Source organism: Herbiconiux sp. (assembly GCF_004297105.1).
Classification (GTDB): domain Bacteria; phylum Actinomycetota; class Actinomycetes; order Actinomycetales; family Microbacteriaceae; genus Herbiconiux.
The window spans coordinates 214,939-235,605 of sequence record NZ_SCVE01000018.1 but is presented as its reverse complement, the minus strand read 5'-3'; the positions used below and the strand labels follow the sequence as shown (position 1 = coordinate 235,605).

At 70.1% G+C, this 20,667-nt stretch carries 19 protein-coding genes; 10 read left to right on the top strand and 9 right to left on the bottom strand.

The window, feature by feature from the left end:
* The first annotated feature begins 156 nt into the window (after positions 1-156).
* Genes EPO52_RS14680 through EPO52_RS14665 form a run of 4 tightly spaced genes read left to right on the top strand, consistent with a single transcriptional unit; the run spans position 157 to position 4,569 of the window.
* Positions 157-1,014, top strand: coding sequence for an SDR family NAD(P)-dependent oxidoreductase (locus tag EPO52_RS14680; protein WP_290807806.1), 858 nt, complete (start codon positions 157-159; stop codon positions 1,012-1,014).
* Positions 1,014-1,766 (top strand): lysophospholipid acyltransferase family protein, encoded by a 753-nt coding sequence (locus EPO52_RS14675; RefSeq protein WP_290807804.1) that lies wholly within the window; start codon positions 1,014-1,016, stop codon positions 1,764-1,766. Before EPO52_RS14680 ends, EPO52_RS14675 begins: the two co-directional genes overlap by 1 nt.
* On the top strand, positions 1,763-3,505 hold the full coding sequence (locus EPO52_RS14670) for an FAD-binding oxidoreductase (protein WP_290807802.1): 1,743 nt from the start codon (positions 1,763-1,765) through the stop codon (positions 3,503-3,505). The genes EPO52_RS14675 and EPO52_RS14670 overlap by 4 nt, the downstream gene beginning before the upstream one ends.
* 59 nt (positions 3,506-3,564) lie before the next feature.
* On the top strand, positions 3,565-4,569 hold the full coding sequence (locus tag EPO52_RS14665) for a hypothetical protein (RefSeq protein WP_290807800.1): 1,005 nt from the start codon (positions 3,565-3,567) through the stop codon (positions 4,567-4,569).
* On the opposite strand, the gene EPO52_RS14660 is transcribed toward EPO52_RS14665, so the two are convergent.
* Together EPO52_RS14660 and EPO52_RS14655 are read right to left on the bottom strand one after the other, a co-directional pair.
* Positions 4,548-5,144 carry a TetR/AcrR family transcriptional regulator gene (locus tag EPO52_RS14660; protein WP_290807798.1) on the bottom strand — a complete coding sequence of 199 codons (597 nt, stop codon included), beginning with the start codon at positions 5,142-5,144 and terminating at the stop codon, positions 4,548-4,550. The two genes, EPO52_RS14665 and EPO52_RS14660, sit on opposite strands and share 22 nt — an antisense overlap.
* An 88-nt stretch (positions 5,145-5,232) precedes the next feature.
* Positions 5,233-5,874, bottom strand: coding sequence for a TetR/AcrR family transcriptional regulator (locus EPO52_RS14655; RefSeq protein ID WP_290807796.1), 642 nt, complete (start codon positions 5,872-5,874; stop codon positions 5,233-5,235).
* Positions 5,875-5,949: 75 nt separating this feature from the next.
* Here EPO52_RS14655 and EPO52_RS14650 point away from each other — a divergent pair, with 75 nt between their 5' ends.
* Positions 5,950-7,323, top strand: a complete 1,374-nt coding sequence (locus EPO52_RS14650; protein WP_290807794.1) for an MFS transporter — start codon at positions 5,950-5,952, stop codon at positions 7,321-7,323.
* 77 nt (positions 7,324-7,400) lie between these two features.
* On the opposite strand, the gene EPO52_RS14645 is transcribed toward EPO52_RS14650, so the two are convergent.
* Both EPO52_RS14645 and EPO52_RS14640 read right to left on the bottom strand, forming a co-directional pair.
* Positions 7,401-9,554 carry a hypothetical protein gene (locus EPO52_RS14645; protein ID WP_290807792.1) on the bottom strand — a complete coding sequence of 718 codons (2,154 nt, stop codon included), beginning with the start codon at positions 9,552-9,554 and terminating at the stop codon, positions 7,401-7,403.
* A gap of 65 nt (positions 9,555-9,619) precedes the next feature.
* On the bottom strand, positions 9,620-9,997 hold the full coding sequence (locus tag EPO52_RS14640; RefSeq protein WP_290807790.1) for an RNA-binding S4 domain-containing protein: 378 nt from the start codon (positions 9,995-9,997) through the stop codon (positions 9,620-9,622).
* 90 nt (positions 9,998-10,087) lie between these two features.
* Between EPO52_RS14640 and EPO52_RS14635 the strand changes: the two genes are divergently transcribed.
* A complete protein-coding gene (locus EPO52_RS14635; RefSeq protein WP_290808266.1) occupies positions 10,088-12,607 on the top strand; it encodes a DEAD/DEAH box helicase in 2,520 nt (839 codons plus the stop codon).
* 94 nt (positions 12,608-12,701) lie between these two features.
* Here the strand turns inward: EPO52_RS14635 and EPO52_RS14630 are convergent, their stop codons facing one another.
* Genes EPO52_RS14630 through folP form a run of 4 tightly spaced genes read right to left on the bottom strand, consistent with a single transcriptional unit; the run spans position 12,702 to position 15,676 of the window.
* Positions 12,702-13,418, bottom strand: coding sequence for a trimeric intracellular cation channel family protein (locus EPO52_RS14630; RefSeq protein WP_290807788.1), 717 nt, complete (start codon positions 13,416-13,418; stop codon positions 12,702-12,704).
* Positions 13,415-14,017, bottom strand: coding sequence for a GNAT family N-acetyltransferase (locus EPO52_RS14625; RefSeq protein ID WP_290807786.1), 603 nt, complete (start codon positions 14,015-14,017; stop codon positions 13,415-13,417). Before EPO52_RS14625 ends, EPO52_RS14630 begins: the two co-directional genes overlap by 4 nt.
* The gene (locus tag EPO52_RS14620; protein WP_290807784.1) at positions 14,010-14,795 is read right to left on the bottom strand and encodes a pyrimidine reductase family protein; all 786 of its coding nucleotides are present in this window, start codon (positions 14,793-14,795) and stop codon (positions 14,010-14,012) included. The genes EPO52_RS14625 and EPO52_RS14620 overlap by 8 nt, the downstream gene beginning before the upstream one ends.
* Positions 14,792-15,676 (bottom strand): dihydropteroate synthase, encoded by an 885-nt coding sequence (gene folP / locus EPO52_RS14615; protein WP_290807782.1) that lies wholly within the window; start codon positions 15,674-15,676, stop codon positions 14,792-14,794. Before folP ends, EPO52_RS14620 begins: the two co-directional genes overlap by 4 nt.
* Before the next feature lie 58 nt (positions 15,677-15,734).
* On the opposite strand from folP, the gene EPO52_RS14610 reads away from it, so the two are divergent.
* Together EPO52_RS14610 and EPO52_RS14605 are read left to right on the top strand one after the other, a co-directional pair.
* Complete coding sequence (locus EPO52_RS14610) at positions 15,735-16,802, top strand: NUDIX hydrolase (RefSeq protein WP_290807780.1); 1,068 nt, start codon at positions 15,735-15,737, stop codon at positions 16,800-16,802.
* 164 nt (positions 16,803-16,966) lie between these two features.
* A complete protein-coding gene (locus EPO52_RS14605) occupies positions 16,967-17,989 on the top strand; it encodes a DNA-3-methyladenine glycosylase 2 family protein (RefSeq protein WP_290807779.1) in 1,023 nt (340 codons plus the stop codon).
* A gap of 126 nt (positions 17,990-18,115) precedes the next feature.
* Here the strand turns inward: EPO52_RS14605 and EPO52_RS14600 are convergent, their stop codons facing one another.
* Positions 18,116-19,300: a hypothetical protein gene (locus EPO52_RS14600; protein WP_290807777.1), complete on the bottom strand. Its 1,185-nt coding sequence runs from the start codon at positions 19,298-19,300 to the stop codon at positions 18,116-18,118.
* Between the two features lie 71 nt (positions 19,301-19,371).
* On the opposite strand from EPO52_RS14600, the gene EPO52_RS14595 reads away from it, so the two are divergent.
* A complete protein-coding gene (locus EPO52_RS14595) occupies positions 19,372-19,869 on the top strand; it encodes a hypothetical protein (protein ID WP_290807775.1) in 498 nt (165 codons plus the stop codon).
* Between the two features lie 93 nt (positions 19,870-19,962).
* On the top strand, positions 19,963-20,517 hold the full coding sequence (locus tag EPO52_RS14590) for a YceI family protein (RefSeq protein ID WP_290807773.1): 555 nt from the start codon (positions 19,963-19,965) through the stop codon (positions 20,515-20,517).
* Positions 20,518-20,667 lie beyond the last annotated feature (150 nt).

Sequence of the window (20,667 nt, the reverse complement as noted above, 5' to 3'; positions counted from 1 at the left end):
GCCGAATCTTCGACTGGGGCTGGTTCTTCGACCGACATCGTGTGCTCTCCGGACAACGGAATCCCTCCGCGTGGGCGGCATACCCGTGGCGTATGTGAGGTGCTGGACTGCGGCGCACGTCTGACGCTACGCACTCCGTAGCGTATCCTAAGCAGCATGGCGACGGCTCTCGTGACCGGTGGCACATCCGGTATCGGTGCCGCATTCGCTCGTGCACTCTCCTTGCGGGGTTACGACCTCGTGCTGGTGGCGCGCGACGAAGACCGGCTCCGCAGCATGGCCGAAGAACTCGGCCGTGACGGTGCGACGAAGGTCGAGATCATCTCGGCCGACCTCGCCGTGCGCGCCGACATCGACCGGGTCGCGGCCCGGCTCGAGTCGACCGACAGCCCCATCGACTTCCTGGTGAACAACGCCGGCTTCGGCATCCACGGCTCGCTTCTCGATCGCGACGTGTCGATCCACGAGCGGGCGCTCGCCGTGATGTGCCTCGCCGTCCTCGTGCTGGGCGGCGCCGCCGGACGCGCCATGACGGCGCGCCACAAGGGCACCATCCTGAACGTCTCGAGCGTGGCCGGCACCATCGCCACGGGCGACTACTCGGCGGTGAAGGCGTGGACGACCGCTTACACCGAGTCGCTCGCCGTCGAGCTGAAGAGCACCAACGTGCAGGTCAGCGCGGTGCTGCCGGGCTGGGTGCACACCGAGTTCCACGACCGGGCGGGCATCCGCACGAAGTCGATCCCGAACGCGCTGTGGCTCGACGTCGACGAGCTCGTCGAGGAGTGCCTTCGCGACGTGGCCCGGGGCAAGGTGCTGTCGGTGCCGTCGAAGCGTTTCAAGGTGCTGTTCTTCTTCACCCGGCATCTGCCGCGCCGGGTCATCCGCTGGATCTCCGGGCGTATCTCGTCGAGCCGCAACAAACCGGCAGCGGCGCCCGCCTCGAACACCTCTGCACAGCATCCGTCCGCATCGAACACCGAGAACGAGAAGGTGGGGTCGAACGACAACTGATGACCGACAAGCATCCGCATCTTCTGAGAGCACCCAAAGACCGCTTCACCTCCGGCGTGATGGCCAGCATGCGCTTCGTCGCGCAGCGCATGGTGCTGAAGCCCGTGGTCTGGTCGATCACCCGTGTCACCGTACGCGGGCACGACGCCGTGAAGGGCGTGCAGGGCGCGTTCATCGCGGTGGCCAACCACTCCAGCCACCTGGATGCCCCGCTCATCATGTGCTCGCTGCCCCGCCGTCTCGGCCGGTACCTCGCCGCCGGGGCCGCCGCCGACTACTTCTTCGACATCTGGTGGCGGCGCATCCTGACGTCGCTCTTCTTCAACGCCTTCCCGATCGACCGCACCGGCACCGCACAGAAGCAGGGCGTGTCGAAGAAGCTGCTCGGCCGTGGTGTGCCGCTGCTGGTGTTCCCCGAGGGCACCCGCTCGAAGACCGGTGAGATGGCCGACTTCAAGGCCGGCGCCGCCGCACTCTCGATGGCGTGCGACGTGCCGTGCGTGCCCGTGGCGATCGTGGGCGCGAGCCTCGCGATGCCGCGCGGCCGCAACTGGCCGCTCCCCGGTCGGCCGCCCGTGGCCGTCATCTTCGGGGCTCCCATGCTGAGCCTCCCGGGCGAGACGCCCGACCAGTTCTCGAACCGCATCGCATCCGAAGTGCGCCGGTTGCACTCGACGGGGTCGGGCACCGCCGCCATCCCCGCCGTGCCGTTGCGCACGATCTCCAGGAACTCCACGAAGGGAGCCGCATGACCGACGTCAAGCACATGAAGTGGTGGGGCTGGGGCCTCGAGGGTATCGGCTTCCACTTCGAGGACAAGCCCGACTTCGTGCCGTTCGTGCAGAAGGCCGTCGCCCTGGATGTTCGCACGCCTCCCGTGCCGCCGCTCTCGTTCGACGAGCTCACCATCGCACCTCCGCGGCTCTCGCCCTCGTTCGAGGCCTCGCTCGTGGCCATCGTGGGGGAGGAGAACGCGTTCACCACCGACGAGGTGCGCGTCATCCACACCTATGGCAAGTCGATCCGCGACCTGCTGCGCATCCGCCGCAACGAGATCGCGCGCGTTCCCGACATCGTGGTGTACCCCGGCGACGAGTGGGACGTGCAGCAGATCGTCGACGCCGCGGTCGCCGAGGGCGCCGTGATCATCCCGTTCGGCGGCGGCAGCAACATCGCCGGCTCGCTGGAGCCGCTGCCCGACGAGCAGCGCACCATCGTGTCGATCGACCTCGGTCGTCTCGACCGCGTGCTCGAGATCGACGAGGGGTCGGGCCTCGCCCGCATCCAGGCCGGTGCCCAGGGCCCCGACATAGAGGAGCAGCTGAACGCCAAGGGCTGGACCATGGGGCACTTCCCCGACAGCTTCACCCACTCCACCGTGGGCGGCTGGGTGGCCACCCGCTCCTCCGGCATGCAGAGCGACAAGTACGGCGACATCGCCGACATCGCGCGCGGGCTCCGGATGGTGCGTCCCGGCACCATCGTCGACCTGCGGCCGTTGCCCTCCACCTCCACCGGGCCGTCGGTGCGCGAGATGATCATCGGCTCCGAAGGCCGTCTCGGTGTCATCACCGAGGTCACCGTGCAGGTGCACCGCACCCCCGAGGTGCGCGAGGTGCAGGCCTACTTCTTCCCGAACTGGAAGGCCGGGCTCGCGGCCATGCACGAGATCTCGGAGTCCGACGCCTCACCGTCGATCACCCGCGTCTCGGATGCGCGCGAGAGCGGCTTCTCCCTGGCCACCCGTAAGGCGTCGAAGGGCGTCTCGGGGGCCGCGCAGAGCATCCTGATGTCGGTGCTGAAGCGCCGCGGCTGGGTGCTCGACGACATGTGCCTCTCGTTCATCGGCTACGAGGGATCGGCCTCGCACGTCTCCTACGAGAAGAAGCTCGTGGGTGCGATCGTGAAGAAGCACGGCGGACTCGGCGTGGGCAAGGGCCCCGGTGCCCTCTACGACCAGAAGAAGTTCGACACGCCCTACCTCCGCGACTTCCTGCTCGACCGGGGTGCGGCCGCGGATGTCTCGGAGACGGCCGCGCCGTGGTCGAAGCTCCAGGAGGTCTACGACGGAACCGTCGCCGCCGCGCAGGCCGCGTACGACGCGCTGGGTGTGCACGGCTGGATCATGTGCCACCTCTCGCACTCCTACCACTCGGGCGCGTGCCTCTACTTCACCTTCGCCTTCGTGCACGGTGACGACCCCATCGCGCAGTACGAGGTGGTGAAGTCGTCGATCCAGCAGTCGTTCATGGACACCGGCGCCACGCTGTCGCACCACCACGGTGTGGGCACGGAGCACGCCCCGTGGATGGAGCAGGACATCTCCTCCGGGGGTGTGGCGCTCATGCAGGGCCTCTTCGACTCGGCCGACCCGGCGCAGCAGTTCAACCCGGGCAAGGTGCTGGGCACGGTCTCCCTGACGGCCGCCGACGTGGCCGAGGTCCTGGCCAACGCCCCGCGCGCCACCCCCACAGAGGTGCCCGCCCCCTAGCGCCTCGGTCTTGTATTGAGGAAAACTCATAAAACTGTTACGGTGACTGCCGCGCACCCATGAACGGTCCAGCGCAGGCCGACAGTTTCTATGAATGGATCCCGATGATGAGATTGAAGATGTCTTTGGCGCGCCTCGGCGCACGAGCTGCTGCCGTGGCCGCATGCGCTGCTCTCCTCGCCGGAGGAGCCGTGGTCTCGGCCGAACCGGCACAGGCTCTCGGCTGCGTTCTCGGGCCCAGTCTGGCGAGTGCTGCCAAAGCTGCCGGTATCAGCTGCCCGTCCGTCGACGGCGCGGGCGGAGAAGAGCACTGGGGTGCGGCAGGTGGTGCCTGCAAATTCGGATGGGAGTCGTCCGGTCTTCCTCGAGGGATCATGGACTTCCTCGGATCGACGTGGGTGACTCGAAAGGACACTCATCCCTACGACGGAGTGACGGTCAGCACGTCGTCCTTCCGGCTCCGCGGAAAGCTCGTCGGACAGATCGCTGTGATGAAGCGCGATGACCAGACCTTCACGATGTCGATCGACACCTGGGGGCGAGATGGAATCCCGTCCGAGAACGTCTTCTTCGACTGTCGCACCTCGAAAGATGGTCCGATCTACATGACGACAAGTGTCGCGCCGTCGGCTGACCTCATGTCGGTGCCAGGTGTACCCGCCACTCCGGCAGTGAACGGCGCTGTCGCGGTTCAGGGGGTGATGACCAGGCTCGGCTCGGCGAACTTCTTGTTACGAGTCGATCTGACGAACTCGAGCAGCAAGCTGAACATCGCCGATGTGCAGTTCGATCTCGCCGGATACTCCGTCGACGGGTTCCCCACGCTTCCGAAAGACGCGTACTGTCAGGTGGCCGAGGGACTTGTCTGTTACACCGACGATCTGCTCCCAGGGCAAACGGAGACGATTGTCCTGCTTCTGCACTCGTCGGGCGGAGACGGCGGAGAGAGCGTCGATGTCGGCGTGTCATCCATCGGCGCGGTGAAGACCAAAGTCAATGAGGGAAGCGCGGCCGTCAACCATCGCACTGTCGTGACGGACTTCTACCGGATCGATCGCCCCTGAGGCGGCACTGGAGGTGGGGGTGTGAGGGCCGGCCAGAGGAGGGTGAGGAGGCGGTCGGCCCATTCCTCGTCGGGTTCGCCGCCCCGGATGACGTGACCCACGGATGCGCCGAGGAGTACGCTCACCACGAGCTTCACGTCGAGGCCCTCGCGCAGGTCGCCTCGGGCCACCGCCTCGTCGAGGAATGACACGAGCTGGTGGCTGCGCATCCGGATCATGAGACGCAGCTGTTCGGTGAACGGTGCGTCGTCGTCGATGAGGATGGCGGCCACGGTGCCGCGCCCCACGATCTCCTGCACCCGGACACGGGCCGCGCCGAGGAGCCAGTGCAAAGTGTCGTAGGTCGACATGCCGCTCGGCAGCGTGACCTCGGTCGTGGCCGCATCGATGGCGGCGGCGAGCAGTGCCTCGCGGTCTTCGTAGCGGCGATAGATGGTGGTCTTCGCGACACCGGATGCGGCGGCCACCGCTTCCACGTTCACCCCAGCCGGACCTCGGTCGCGCAGCAACTGCAGCGTGGCGGCCACGATCCGCTCGTCGGCTCCCGCGGGGGAGGGCTCGACGGCGTCGGTCATGAGGGTGAGTCTAGTGGAGGGGGCGGTGGGGGCCGTGAGGGAGGTGGCCGGTCCGCCGCACGCACCGCGACGGGGTCGCTTGCATGACCTAGAGCCCGCGGTCGACCATGTCCAGCAGGCGTTCTGTCGCGGCGTCGATCATGGGGTCGGTCAGGCCGCGGAGGGGGCCGTCGATCACGAGCATGCCGAGGCCGTGCACGGTGGCCCAGGCCTGGAACTCGGCGCCAGGGCGGCGTTCGGGGGGCAGCACCCCCGTGGCCACGAGCGCGTCGAGCGCGAGGCCCACCAGCTGGAACGGAGTACGACCGCGGCGGCCCGCCTTGCTCGCGTCGCCGGCGCGCTGCAGGTTGTCGGGCACCGAGAAGGCCGTGCGGAACAGGCCCGGCTCCTCGCGGGCGAAACCGATGTAGCCGGTGCCGACCGAGCGGAGCATCATCCGGGCGTCCGCCTCCGCGTCGCCCGTGGGCGGATGCGCGTCGAACTCGGCTTCGATGCGATCGGCCGCGAAGCCGAGGCAGGTGTCGGAGACGACCTGCAGCAGAGCATCCCGGTCGGTGAAATGACGATAGGCCGCATTGGGCGACACCCCGGCGCGGCGGGTGGCCTCGCGCAACACGACGGCGCGAGGCCCTCCCTCGCGCGCCATCTCGACGCCGGCCTCGACCAGAGCCTCGCGCAGGTCTCCGTGTCGGTAGGTCGTGCGAGCATTGACCGCACGCTCGTCGCTCATGGTGGTCCTCGGGTTCCCGCTACTCTTGTGGACAGTGTACACATGAACATCCGAATGAACGGGAGGTGACGCCGCATGGCCGCACCGCGCGCCCTGCGCCCCTTCCGCGTTCGTCAGTACCGCGTTCTGGTCAGCGCTCTCACGCTATCGCTCTTCGGCGAAGGCGTCTGGCTGGTGGCGATCGTGTGGCAGGTGATCGCCGTCGGCGGCAGCCCTGTCGACCTCTCACTGGTCGCCACGGGGGCGAGCGCCGGGCTCATCGCGGCAGTTCTGTTCGGCGGAGTGGTCGCCGACCGTGTGCCGCAGCGGCGCATCCTCATCGCCGTCGAATCGACGAAGACCGTGATCGTGGCTCTCACGGCCGCGGTCACCCTCACCGGCCACCTCGCGCTCTGGCACCTCGTGGTGCTCTCGATCGTGCTGGGCGCAGCGGGCGGCTTCTTCTATCCCGCGTATTCGGCCCTGCTGCCCTCGGTACTGCCCGCGGACGATCTGCTTGCCGCCAATGGCGTCGAGGGTGTGCTCCGGCCGGCCGTGCTCTACGCGGGCGGCCCCGCAGTGGCGAGCGCCGTCATCGCGGCGGCCTCTCCCGGCCTCGCCTTCGCCGTGGTGGCCGGCTCGCAGTTGCTCGCGGTCACGGGTCTCGCCTTTCTCGAACCCACCCCTCTTCGACGCGGGGGATCGGATGTCGCCCTCGCGGCCGAGGCCTCGACCGACGGCCCCGCGTTCGCGGCCGAGCACGGCGCTGCCGCACCGGGGCGGCCCGCGGGGGAGACGTCGTCAGCGACCCGCCCCGGCGGACCGACAGCCGTGCGCGGGGTGTTCGCCGACCTGGGTGCCGGCTTCCGGTACATGGGCCGCACGCCCTGGTTGCTCGGCACGCTGCTGTTCGCGAGCCTCCTGATCCTCGTGATCATGGGTCCGATCGAGGTTCTGCTGCCGTTCGCCGTGCGCGATCAGACGGGTGGCGGGCCGGGCGCGTTCGCCGTGGTGCTGGCCGCCTACGGCGTGGGCGGGGTCGTGGGGTCGATCGTGGTGGCATCGCGCCCTCTGCCGCGTCGCTATCTCACGGTGATGGTGCTGCTCTGGGGCGCCGGTTCGCTGCCCCTCGTCGTGATCGGCTTCACCTCGCAGCTCTGGGTGATGGCCGTGGCCGTGTTCGTGGTGGGCGTGACCGCCGCGGCGGCCACCGTCATCTGGGGAACGCTGCTGCAGCGCCGCGTGCCACCCGAGATGCTGGGGCGGGTCTCGAGTCTCGACTTCTTCGTGTCGCTCGCGTTCATGCCGGTCTCGATGGCGATCGCGGGGCCGGTGGGCGAGGCGATCGGCATCGCCCCGGCGTTCGTGGTGGCCGGGGCCGTGCCGGTGGTGATCGCGGTGGTGGCCATCATCTGGGCGCGTATGCCGAGCGACGAGCTCGCGCATCCGCTCGATCTGAAGCCCGCCTAGCCTCCACGCAACTCAGGTCGCGCGAATGTGTCTCGATCCGTGGTGGGAGACACCTTCGCGCGACCTGCAGGCGCGGGTCAGTCGGCGGCACCCGCGATGGCATTGAGCACGAGCACGGCTGAGTCGTTGGCACCCACGGCGTAGTCGTCGGTCTCGTCTTCGGCGCAGAGCTGGCTGGTGGCGATGTCTTCGATCTCGGCCACGAGCGCCTTCGACGCGTGCAGCTCCGTCTCGAGAGTGCGCTCGGAGATGTTGCGGGTGGCCTGGAGCTGGATGAGGGAGTCGCTCAGCTGCTCGCGGTCGTTCAGTGCGATGGCCGCGTCGGAGAGCGCCCGGTCGCGTTCGTCGGCCAGGATGCCGATCTCGGCCCGGGCATCGGCGAGCTCGCGTTCGAGCGTGTCGATGGTCGCGCGCGACTCCTCCAGCGCGGTGGCATCGCCCGTGACCACGACGGTCTCGGCACCGGCCACCGCCAGGGCCTCATCGTGCGCCGTGACGAGCCGCTCGTTCTCGGCCCGTGCGGCCTCGAGCTCGCTCTCGAGCTCGGCCACCCGCGCCTGCGCCTGGTCGAGGGCCGCAGTGTCGACGCTCTCGGCGAGGTCGGCATCGCCCGAACCGGATGCCTCGGACTCGCGCACGTCGGCCAGCTCCCGCTCGAGCTCCTCGACCCGGCCCCGCGCTTCGGCGAGCTCGGTGTCGGCGGCGTCGCCCTGCTGTACCCCCTGGCGCACCTCGGCGAGCTCCGACTCGAGCTCGGCCACGCGAGCCTGTGCGGCGTCGAGTGCGTCGGAGTCGGAATCGGATGCGCCGGCGAGCCGGGCCTCGGCCAGTTCGCTCTCGAGCACGGCCACACGCTCGCGCTCCTCGTCGAGGGTGGCGCCGCCGGCGGCGCGGGCTTCGGCGAGCTCCGACTCGAGCTCGGCCACGCGCGCCTGAGCCTCCTCGAGTGCCGACGCGGTGGCGGCGGCTGCCGCGGCACCCGCTTCGAGCTCCGAGGTCGAACCCTCGTGAGCACTGCGCAGGTCGTCGGCCTCTGCTGCGAGCCGGGCGATCTCGTCGGCGTGCTCGGCGCGCAGCGACTCGTTCTCGCCCGAAAGACGCTCGACATCGGCCTGGTGCTCGGCGCGCAGCTGTTCGGCCTCGGCGGTCGCCGCGGCCCGCAGCTGCTCGGTCTCGGCGGCCTGGGCGGCGCGGACCTGCTCGAGTTCGGCCGCATGGGCCGCCGTGAGCTGTTCGAGTGCGGCGGCGTTCTCGGCCCGCATCCGCTCGTCGTGGGCGCGGAGCTCTTCCGACTCGGTGGCGTGCCCCGAGTGCAGCTGCTCGAGCTCGGCGGCGTGACCCGCGCTCAGCTCCTGCAGCTGAGTCGAGTGCGATGCGTTCAGCTGCTCGAGCTGAGTCGAGTGCGAGCCGGTGAGCTGCTCGATCTGGGTGGCGTGCGCGCCCCGCAGTTCGTCGAGCTGCAGGGCGTGCGCGGCCACGAGACCGGCGATCTGCTGCTCGTACCCGGCGCTCGAGGCCTGGTGCTCCTCGGTGAGGCGCGTGGTGGTGGAGGCCAGCTCTGCCTGCAGCCGACCGGTCTCGTCGGCGAAGCGGGCCTCGTGCGCCGCGTTCTCGTCGGCGAGCTGGGTGCGCAGGGCCGCGGTCTCGTCGGCGAGCTGCTGGTGCAGTGCGGCGAGCTCGGCCTCGCGGCCGCGCAGCGCCTCCTCGGTGGCGTCGAGCCGGGCCTGGGTGCTCTCGTAGCGGGCCGTCATGTCGGCGAGCTGCGCGGACGTGACGGAGAGCTGGTGCTCCGCGTCCGTTCGCGCGGTGTCGCGCACGCGGCGGTCGTCGATCACGAGACCGAGCTGCGACTTGATGATCTCGAGCGGGTCGTCGTCGCCCTCCACCTCTTCGGCGGGCACGATCACGGGCGGCTCGTAGGCGGGGCGGGCCTTGGGGTCGATGAAGTGCTGACGGTAGAGGTCGTCGATGGCCGCGTCGTAGCGCGCCTTGAACTCGCTGGTGCCGATGGAGAGGGATGCTCCCACGAACTTGAGCGCGGTGCGATCGCGGCCCGTGAGCACGTAGCCGGTCTCGGGAACGGTACCTCCGCCGGGAACGGAGCCGGGCGCGGGTGCGGCAGCCGGAACGGGGTCGGCCGCGGCCGGCGCCACCGTGCCATCCGGTGCGTATTCGTGCGCGTTCTGCTCGTCGAAGATGCTCGTGGCGTCGGTGGGGTCTGGGTTGGACATGATGCTCCTGGGGGCGTCGGTGTCGGGTGGCGGCCGCTCGTCGCTACAGGCCGTCGGAGACAAGGTTAGTAGTCGTCCCTGACACCGCGTAGCCGTTCCATCTCGCGACGGTCGCGCTTCGTGGGCCGGCCGGCACCGCGATCGCGAACAGGCACGGCGGCGACGGCCTCGCGCGGCGGTGGGGGCGGTGTCAGATCGGTGAAGATGGTGGCCGCGACCGTGGCCGAACCGCGTTTCACCGCGAGCCCGGTGACCTTCAGGATGCGGTCGAAACCGCTGATGCGCGACCGCACCTCATCGCCCACGTGGATGCTCTGCGACGCCTTCACCCGCTCGCCGTTCACGCGCACGTGCCCGGCTCGGCACGCCGCGGTGGCCAGCGACCGCGTCTTGTAGACGCGCGCGGCCCACAGCCAACTGTCGACGCGCACCGATTCGGACATGCCCCGAGCCTGGCACATCCCCCTGACACCCACATCGGCGCCGAGGCGAGCACCCGCACCTAGGCTTGGTGCGTGCCCAACCCTCCCGCGATGCCGACCCCGTTCGATCCGGATGCGGCCTACGACGCCTTCGCGGCCTGGGCCGACGCTCGCGGCACCACCCTGTATCCGGCGCAGGACGAGTCGGTGCTCGCCATCGTGTCGGGTGAGAACGTCATCCTCTCCACGCCCACCGGCACCGGCAAGTCGCTCGTGGCGGTGGGGGCGCACGCCACGGCACTCGCCCAGGGCATCCGCAGCTACTACACCGCCCCCATCAAGGCGCTCGTCTCGGAGAAGTTCTTCGACCTCGTCGACATCTTCGGCGCCGCCAACGTGGGCATGGTCACGGGCGACTCTTCGGTGAACCCGGACGCGCCCATCATCTGCGCCACCGCCGAGATCCTGGCGAATCTCGCGCTGCGACACGGGCCCGACACCGAGGTCGGCCAGATCGTGATGGACGAGTTCCACTTCTACGCCGAGCCCGACCGGGGCTGGGCCTGGCAGATCCCGATCCTGGCGGTGCCGAAGGCCCAGTTCGTGCTGATGTCGGCCACACTCGGCGACGTCGACTGGCTGGCCGACGACCTCACCCGCCGCACCGGCCGCGAGACCACCGTGATCACGGGGGTCGAGCGTCCCGTGCCCCTCAGCTACACCTACGCCACCACGCCCATCCAGGAGACCGTCGAAGAGCTGCTCTCCACGAGCCGCGCCCCCGTGTACATCGTGCACTTCTCCCAACTCGCCGCCGTCGAGCGCGCCCAGGCGCTCTCGAGCATCAAGGTGGCCAGCCGCGAGCTGCGCGACGAGATCGCCGAGCTGATCGGCCCGTTCCGCTTCACGACGGCGTTCGGCAAGACACTGTCGCGGCTCATCCGGATGGGCATCGGCGTGCACCACGCGGGCATGCTGCCGAAGTACCGCCGGCTGGTCGAGCGTCTCGCGCAACGCGGGCTCCTGCGCGTGATCTGCGGCACCGACACGCTCGGTGTGGGCATCAACGTGCCGATCCGCACCGTGCTGCTCTCGGCGCTCACGAAGTACGACGGCACCCGGATGCGCCAGCTCACCGCCCGCGAGTTCCACCAGATCGCGGGTCGCGCCGGCCGCGCGGGCTACGACACCGCGGGCACCGTGGTGGTGCAGGCGCCCGAGCACGAGACCGAGAACCTCAAGGCGCTCGCGCGCATCGGTGACGACCCGAAGAAGCGCCGCAAGTTCATCCGCAAGAAGGCGCCGGAGGGCTTCGTGTCGTGGGGGGAGCCGAGCTTCGAGAAGCTCATCGCGGCCCAGCCCGAGACGCTCACCTCGCAGCTCACCGTCACGCATGCGATGGTGCTCAACACGATCGCCCGCGGGGGCGACGTGTTCGCGAACATGCGGGCCCTGCTGGAAGACAACCACGAGCCGCGCCCGAAGCAGCTCGCCCTCATCCGGCAGGCCCTCGCCATCTACCGCACGCTGCGCACCGCCGAGGTCGTGGAGCAGGTGACGAACACGGCCACCGGTGAGGTGAGCATCCGGCTCACGGTCGACCTGCAGCCGAACTTCGCGCTGAACCAGCCGCTGTCGCCGTTTGCGCTCGCCGTCTACGAACTGCTCGACGAGTCGTCGGCGACCTTCGCGCTCGATGTGGTGTCGGTGACGGAGGCGATCCTCGACGACCCGCGCCCCGTGCTCTCGGCGCAGCGGTTCGTGGCACGCGGCGAGGCGGTGCAGGCGATGAAGGCCGAGGGCATCGAGTACGAGCAGCGCATGGACCTGCTCGAGGAGGTGACGCATCCGAAACCCCTCGAGGGGCTGCTCACGGAGGCGTTCGACACCTACCGGTCGACCCAGCCGTGGATCGGCGACTTCGACATCGCGCCGAAGTCGGTGATCCGCGACATGTACGAACGGGCCATGTCGTTCGGCGAGTACATCGCGTTCTACAAGCTCGCGCGCTCGGAAGGCCTCGTGCTGCGCTACCTCTCGGATGCGTATCGCACGTTGCGCTCGACCGTGCCCGACGAGCTGAAGAACGACGACCTCCTCGACCTCATCGAGTGGCTCGGCGAACTGGTGCGGCAGACCGACTCGAGCGTGCTCGACGAGTGGGAGGCCCTGGTCGACCCGGACGCGGTCGCGGCGGCGCTCGCCGCGGGCTCGGCGTCGGGCGCCTTCGAGGAGCCGATCGTGCCACCGGCGCCGAAGCTGCTCACGTCGAATCCGCGGGCCTTCCGCATCCTGGTGCGCAACGAGCTCTTCCGGCGGGTCACCCTCGCCGCACGCGAGGCGTGGGACGAGCTCGGGGAGCTGGATGCGGCATCCGGGTTCACGGCCGACCGCTGGGCGACCGCGATGGACGACTACTACGACGTGCACGACTCGGTGGGAATCGGCCCGCACGCACGGAGTGCGGCGCTGCTGATCCTCGAGGAGACCCCCACGGTGTGGCGCGCCCGCCAGATCTTCGACGACCCGGCCGGCGACCACGACTGGGGCATCACGGCCGAGATCGACCTGGCCGCCTCGAACGACCAGGGCGCCGCCATCGTGCGCATCCTCGCGGTCGACCAGCTCTAGCAAGGACCGGGTTCCGCGCGGGGTCGCAGGATTTGTCGCCCTTCGAGGGATTTCGCGACAAATCTTGCGACCCCGCGCGGGTGGGGCCGCGGGGTCAGCGTGCTACGAGGGTGGGGAGCTGCCAGTCGAAGGCGATGGCGAGGATGCGCAGGCTCGCGCAGACCATGAAGCCGATCGTCATGGCCACGGGCGGCGTGAGCCTCGCTCGCGCCGAGATGAGCACCGCGAGGGCGCCCGCGGCGGCCGCCGAGGCGTAGACGCTCGAGGTGAGCACGCTCGGGATGCCGCCGAGCAGGACGTCGCGCGTCATCCCGCCGCCCACCGCGGTGAGCGTGCCGAGGATGACGACGACCCAGCCGTTCGAGCCGTGATCGAGGGCCTTCTCGGCGCCCGTGATGGCGAAGAGCGCGAGGCCGAGGGCGTCGAGCACCGCGAACACGTCATCCGGGGTCTGGGCGGCCGATGCCACCACCAGGAACGCGGCCACGGAGCCGAGCAGGCCCATGAGGATGCGCGAGGGCGAGCGGAACGCGAACGGCGGCACGTCGCCCAGCAGCAGATCGCGCAGGATGCCGCCCACCATTGACGAGACGCAGCCCACGACGGCGATGCCGAACACGTCGAGCCCGGCATCGGCCGCGAGCCGGGCGCCCTCGAAGGCGAACAGGAGCGTCGCGAGCAGGTCGGCCACCGTGAAGGCGAGCGTGCTGCGACTCGAGTGCCGCGACCAGCCGCTCGGCCGGGATGAGGTGCGGCCGCCGGTCGGCGTCGCCGTCGCGCGGGACTTTTCGGCGGGTGGGCGAGCGATCACGATGGGCTCCGTTCGAGGCAGACGAGGTCGGGACGGGCATCCCACGACGCGACGACAACGAAGCCGAGGCGTTCGTAGAGCCGGATGGCACCGTCGCGCCAGCTCCAGACCGAAAGGCGCAGAACGGCTTCCGCGTGTTCTGCGCTCTCGATGGCCGCTCGGACGAGGCCGGCCGCGGCGCCGTGTCCGCGTGCAGCCGGTTCGACCCAGAGCCGCTTCAGCTCGAGCTGTGGCGGCTCGCTCCGGTGCCCGTCGCCGGCATCCGCCAGCACGGCGCATCCGACGACCGTATCCGGAGCGTGGGCGAGGAGCACGGCGGCGGTGCGGAAGGCGCGGTGGGGGTCGTCGATCTCGGCGCGATAGGCCTCGGGCAGCCTCGCGGCACGAACTTGATTCCGAACGGTATGGGATTCGGGGGTGGCATCGACATAGTGTCGATGGACCCCCGTTTTCTCACACGGTTCGGTCGCGGCCCACTGCGCCTTCTCGCTCTCCGTCGCACGGTGGTAGTGCGTGAGGAGCTCGGAGAGACGGCTCGTCTCGGCGTCGTCATCGCGGTTCCAGAGGCGCACGGTCGTGGCATCCGCTCGCTCAGGCATCGGTGGCCTCGTCGCGGGGGCGCACCCAGCGGGTGAGGAGCATGCTGTCGCTCCGCAGCAGATGGGCGAGGCGCATCGCGTGGGGCAGGCCCACGGCGGGATCGCCGTGCGCTGCCGCGATGCGCGGGCCGGTACCCCCCTCGAGCATCGGGCTGAGAGTGAGGCAGAACTCGTCGACGAGGTCGGCCGCGATCAGGTCGCCGAAGAGTGAGGGGCCGCCCTCGCAGAGCACCTGTGCGAGTCCGCGATCGAGCAGGGCCGTGCGCACGAGCGACGGGTCGACCCGTCCGTGCTCGTCGCCCGCGTCGATCACCGTGGCGACCTCGGAGAGGCGGGTTCGCGCCTCCCGCGGGGCGGATGCCGTCGTGAACACCAGCGGCGGCGTGGGAGACTTCGCGAAGAGGTCGCTCGCCGGGTCGAGGGCGAGGCGGCCGCTCACCAGCGCCATGGCCGGATGCTCGGAGAGTCCGGCCGCACGCCGCCAGCTCGCGAACGAGTCGCCGACGGTGAGCGCGCCGTAGCCCTCCGCACGGGCTGTGCCCGCCCCCACGAGCACCACGTCGGAGACCGCGCGCAGCACGTCGAACACCGCCTTGTCGGCGGGGGAGCCGAGCGCGCCGGAGAGGTCGGCCACGGTGGCCGAACCATCCAGCGACTGGATGAAGTTCACGCGGATGCAGGGCTGCGCACGGTCGGCGGGGGCGTAGAGGTCGAGGAGTTCGGCGGTGCCCAGGGCAGCAGCCGCCCCGCTCACATCGGCCCGGATGATGCCGCTCATACGTTGTGCTCCGCGAACACGGGCTCGCGGAACCCGAGAACGGCCTCGAGCATCCGCATCGCCCGCACCGAGGCCACCACATCGTGCATGCGCACGATCCGGGCGCCGAGCAGCGCACAGGTCGTGGCCGCCACCAGCGAGCCCTCGAGCCGCTCCGGGCGCGGGGCGCCCAGCGACTCGCCCACGAAATCCTTGTTCGAGACCGCGGCGAGGGCCGGCAGCCCGATGGCGGCGATCTCGTCGAAGCGGCGGGTGATCTCGAGGCTGTGCAGCGTGTTCTTGTTGAGGTCGTGGCCGGGGTCGATGAAGAGCTTGTGCTCACCGATGCCGGCGGCGACAGCCCGATCGACCCGCTCCTCGAGGAAGGCGCGCACCTCGTCGACCACGTCGTCGTACCGCGGCTGCGGGTAGGGGCGGCGCGGCTCGGCGAGCGAGTGGGTGATCACGAGCGAGGCTCCGGATGCGGCCACCACCTCGGCCATGGCCGGGTCGCTCAGCCCTGTGGTGTCGTTGATCACGTGGGCACCCGCCGCCACGACGGCCTCGGCCACGGAGGCACGGAAAGTGTCGACCGAGATCACGACGTCGCTCCGCGCCGCCACCGCCTCCACCACGGGCAGCACGCGGTCGAGTTCTTCGGCGGCCGCGATCTCGGGCCCCGGTGCGAACTTGGCGCCCCCGATGTCGACCCAGTCGGCCCCGTCGTCGGCCGCGCGCAGGGCGGCCTCCACGGCGCGGTCGAGGGCGAAGGTGGCGCCCTGGTCGAAGAACGAGTCGGGGGTGCGGTTCACGATCGCCATCACGGCGATGCGTCGGTCGAAATCGATCTGCCGCGAACCGAAGCTGCGCACCGGCCGGCGGATCGGGGGGAGGGCGATCATGTGTCCATAATGGTCGGTCGGGGCCGTGCCGCGCTCGTACCCGTGAGAAGGTGGAGGCATGACCGGAGTTCCGCCCCGCCTGCATCCGCGCGACAGCGGAGACGCCTGGGTGGAGGGTCCTGATGGCCGCCGGTTCTGGGGGCGTTACGGCGCGGCCGGACTACTCGTGCACGACGACAAGGCGGGCGTGCTCCTGCAGCACCGGGCCGAGTGGAGCCACTTCGGCGGTACCTGGGGCCTGCCGGGCGGCGCGCGGCACGCGGGTGAGTCGGCGGTCGACGGCGCCATCCGCGAGGCGGGCGAGGAGGCCGGAGTGCCGGCGGATGCGCTCGAGATCGCGTTCACGTCCACCCTCGATCTCGGCTACTGGTCGTACGTCACGGTCGTCATGCGAGCCGCCCGCCCGTTCGAGCCGGCGATCGGTGACGCGGAGAGCCTCGAGCTGCGGTGGGTGCCGGTCGACGAGGTCGAGACGCTTCCCCTCCATCCGGGCTTCGAGTCGGCGTGGCCGGAGCTGCGCAGCCGGCTCGGTGAGCGCATCCGGGTCGTCGTCGATGCGGCCAACGTGGTGGGTTCGCGGCCCGATGGCTGGTGGAGAGACCGGCTCGGTGCCAACGAGGCCCTGCTCGTTCGACTCGCCGAGCTCGCACGGCGCGGCATCGCATCGGCCGAGTTCTCGCGGGCGGAGGCGTCGGGCACCTCGGGGGATTTCGCGCCCTCGAGCAGCCCGGCCACCTCTGCTCCGGCCGGCCCGATCGGCCGCTCCTGGCCGAGCATCACCGTGATCGTCGAAGGAAAGGCGCGCGAGGCCGAGTTGCCCGCCGCGTCGACCACACGGACTCCGGATGCGCCCGACGACGGACTCGTGGCCGGGCTCCTCAGCGTGGTGCCGGCGGAGGGCTCCGGTGACGACACCATCGTGGCGACCATCGCCGGCATGCTCGCGGCGCCGGGTGCCGCTGGCGCACCGGGTGCCGCTGGCTCGCCAGCCCCTGTCCCTGCCCCGGCTTCCACGATCGTGGTCACGGCCGATCGTGAGCTCGCCACACGGGTGGGTGCCCTGGGTGCCGACGTGCGCGGCCCGGGCTGGTTGCTGGCCCTGCTCGACGACCTCGCGGCGGCCTGACCGCCCGCACGCCACGTCGAACGACGGATTTCCGTGCGGATACCGGCGAACGACGGAGTCTCACACCGGATATCCCGCCGAACTCCTTCGTTCGCGAGCACATCCGAGGGCGTCGCGTCGCGGGGCGAGCCGGCGTCCGTGGTGTCGCGTAGTCTTCTGGCACGATGAGCATCGCCCGATCGCACCCGCGCCCTCCCGGGGCGACGCGTGCCCGTGGCGAGCGGGTCGCCGAGCACCGTGGCCTCGCGACATCCGCGGCTCCGGATGCGGGCACGCCGTCGCTCGAGGCGCGCATCGCGCTGCGGTTCCCGCTCGATGTGCGGGCCACGCTCGGGCCTCTCCGACGCGGCCCCGGAGATCCGTGCGTGGTCTTCGACGATGCCGGTGTCTGGCTGGCCTACCGCACGGTCGCCGGGCCTGTCACGCTCCTCGTCACCGGCACCCGCACCGAGGTGCGCCTGCGTGCATGGGGGAGCGGAGCATCCGAGGCTCTGCACCAGGCGCCGCAGTTGCTCGGTCTCGACGACGACTGGAGCGACCTCGACACCTCGGCGCACGATCTGCTCGCCTCGAGTGCGCATCGCAACCCCGGGCTGCGGCTCTGCCGCACGGGCCGCGTGCTGGATTCACTGGCTCCCGCGATCGTGGAGCAGAAGGTCACGTCGGCGGAGGCCTTGCGGGCGTGGCGCATCCTGGTCACCCGGAACGGTGAAGCGGCGCCGGGGCCGGCACCCGAGCGGATGCGGCTGCCGCTCCTGCCCGAGCACTGGCGGCGCATCCCCTCGTGGGAGTGGCACCGGGCGGGTGTCGATCCGCGGCGGTCGAAGACCGTCATCCAGGCCGCCGTCGTTGCCCGGTCGCTCGAGCGGTCGACCGCGGTGCACACGGGAGGGCACGACCTCTGGCGGCTGCTCCGCACCGTGAACGGCGTGGGCGGGTGGACGGCGGCCGAGACCGCCCAGCGCTCGCACGGCGACCCCGACGCGGTGAGCTTCGGCGACTACCACCTGGCCTCGTGGATCGGCTCGGCCCTCGTCGGGGAGCCGGTCGACGACGACGGCCTCGCGGAGCTGCTCGAGCCGTGGGCGGGCCAGCGTCAGCGCATCGTGCGCCTGGTGCTCGCGAGCGGGTTCAGGCCGGAGCGGCACGGGCCGCGGATGACCATCCAGGACCACCGAGGGCACTGACCGCCGAGGGTGCCGGCTCGCGAGGGCGCCGGCTCGCGAGGGCGCCGGCTCGCGAGGGCGCCGGCTCGCGAGGGGTGCGGCCCGCGGGGAACTACCCGGCGGGATGCGCACCTCGGGCGCCGGCGCTCAGTACCAGTGCGGGTTGCGTGCCGTCCACTGCGAGAGCGCGTTGCACGGCGTTCCGTAGCGGTCGGAGATGTAGTTCATGCCCCAGATGATCTGGGTCGATGCGCTGGTGATGTAGTCGGCACCCACCGACGCCATCTTCGACGCCGGCAGCGACTGCGGGATGCCGTAGGCGCCGCTCGAGGCGTTGTAGGCGTTGACGCGCCATCCGGACTCGCCGATCCACAACCGCACGAGGCACGAGAACTGGTCGCCGCCCCATCCGTAGTTGCCCAGGATGCTCTGGGCGTAGGCCTGAGCCTCGGCGGGCGACGCGATCTCGCTGCTGCTCGGAACCCAGGCGCTGCCCGGGGCGTCGGTGGCGGCCGCCGCGGCGCGCTGCTTGGCCTGTTCCTCCGCTTTCGCGGCTTCGCCGGCGCGGTAGGCGTTCTCGACCTGCACGGTGGTGTCTTTCAGCGACGAGAGCTGGGCCACGAGAGTGGAGCTGGTGGCCTGCGCAGAGGCGAGCTGGGCGTCGGCATCGGCCTGCGCGGCCTCGGCGTCTTTCAGGCGCGCGTCGGCCTCCTGGGCGAGGCGGTCGCGTTCGGCCTCGGCGGTCTGGGCCTGCTTCGTGAGGGCATCGGCGGTGTTCCGGGCCGTCTCGGCGCTCGCCTGCACGAGCGCCGTCTGCTCCGTGATCTTCGACATGGTGCCGAGTTGATAGAGCAGGGAGTCCGAATCGTTCTGATTCAGGATGAGGTTGAGGGTGGAGTCGCCGCTCGAGCGATAGAGCTGGGCGGCGAGCTTGCCCAGTTGCGCGGTGGCCCGGTCGGCGTCGGCGGTGGCCGTGTCGGCCTGGGCGGAGAGGGTGTCGGCGTAGCCGGTGGCCGCCTGCAGGTCGTAGCTGGCCTTGAGGTACTCCTGCCCGCGCTGCAGGGCCTCGTCGGCGAGCCGTGCCGACTCGGCCTCGAGATTGTCGAGCAGGGCGTTGATGTTCGCCACCTCGGCCTGGTTGGCCTGCTCATTCGCCTTGGCGGCATTCACCTGGTCCCACGTGGGGTAGTCGTCGCGAATGAGGTTCGAGGCGGAGACGGCGGATGTCGCATCCGCTCCGATCGGGGCCGCCGATGCGGGCAGGCTCGCACCCGCCACGAGTGCGGCGATGGCGACGGCCGCACCCCAGCCACGGGCAGAGGGCTTCCACATGACCTCCAGGGTATGTGACGAAAGTGAAAATTGAGGGGATCGCGTGTCGCGCGTCCCGATACGCTTTCGCCATGGAACCGCTCGATCTGGAACCGTGGCATGATTTCGCCGTGGCCACGGCCGGTGCCGCCGGGGCACTCGCGGGTCTCATCATGGTGGCGATCTCCGTGAACGTGAAGGAGATCATCGCCGGTCCGGGCCTGGCGGCCCGAGCAGGAGCGACGATCGCCTCGGTCATGGTGATCCTGGTCTCCGCGTCGGCGATGCTCATCCCCGGCCAGGCCGCGCTGTGGCTGGGCGTCGAGCTGGCCGCATTCGGCTTCGTCGCCGTGTGCTTCCAGATCGACGCGGCGAGGCGGATGTTCGCCGCCTCCACCGGTGCCCCGCTGGTGAGCAAGATCGTGAACGCGATCCTCGGGGTGGGGGCTCTCCTCTGGGTCGTCTTCGGCGGCATCGTGACAGCCACGGGATCGCCCACGGGCCTGGTGCACGTCGCGGCCGGCTTCATCACCATCTTCATCACGGCGGTTCTGAACGCCTGGGTGCTGATGATCGAGATTCTTCGGTGAGATCCGGAATAATCTCGTCGGTCGATGCATTTGTATTGACTGGGCCGTCTTCGCGCCTCACCACGACTCATTCACGACACGAAGAGAGACACCATGACTGACACCATCGAGATCCCCGGCTACAAGGCCGGCACCTGGACCATCGACCCCTCGCACTCCGAGGTCGGCTTCAGCGTTCGCCACATGCTCATCAGCAAGGTCAAGGGCACGTTCGAGAACTTCGACGCCACCTTCGTGACCGGCGAGAACCCCCTCGACACCAAGGTCACCGCCAAGGCGGTCGTCGCCTCGGTCAACACCAACGACAAGAACCGTGACGGCCACCTCGCCACCAACGACTTCTTCAACGCCCCCGAGTTCCCCGAGATCACCTTCGTGTCCACGGGCGTGCGCCAGGATGGCGGCGACTACAAGGTCGACGGCGACCTCACCATCAAGGGTGTCACCAAGCCGGTCACGTTCGACTTCGAGTTCGGCGGCTTCGGCGCCGACGCGTACGGCAACTACAAGGCCGGCTTCGAGGCCTCCACCGTCATCGACCGCAACGACTTCGGCGTGAACTGGAACGCCGCACTCGAGTCCGGTGGCGTGCTCGTCGGTGACAAGGTCACCATCACGCTCAACGTGCAGGCCGCTCTGCAGGCGTAGTCCGCAGCGACGTCCCGAAGGGTCGCTTCTCGTTCGTCCGGTGTCCGGATGCGGCGGGGAGCGGCCCTTCTCTGCGTGCGGGCCGGGGTCAGGCGGTTGTGCACAGGTCGGCGCCCGGGCTGAGTTCTGCACAGAAGGCGGTCTTGCCCG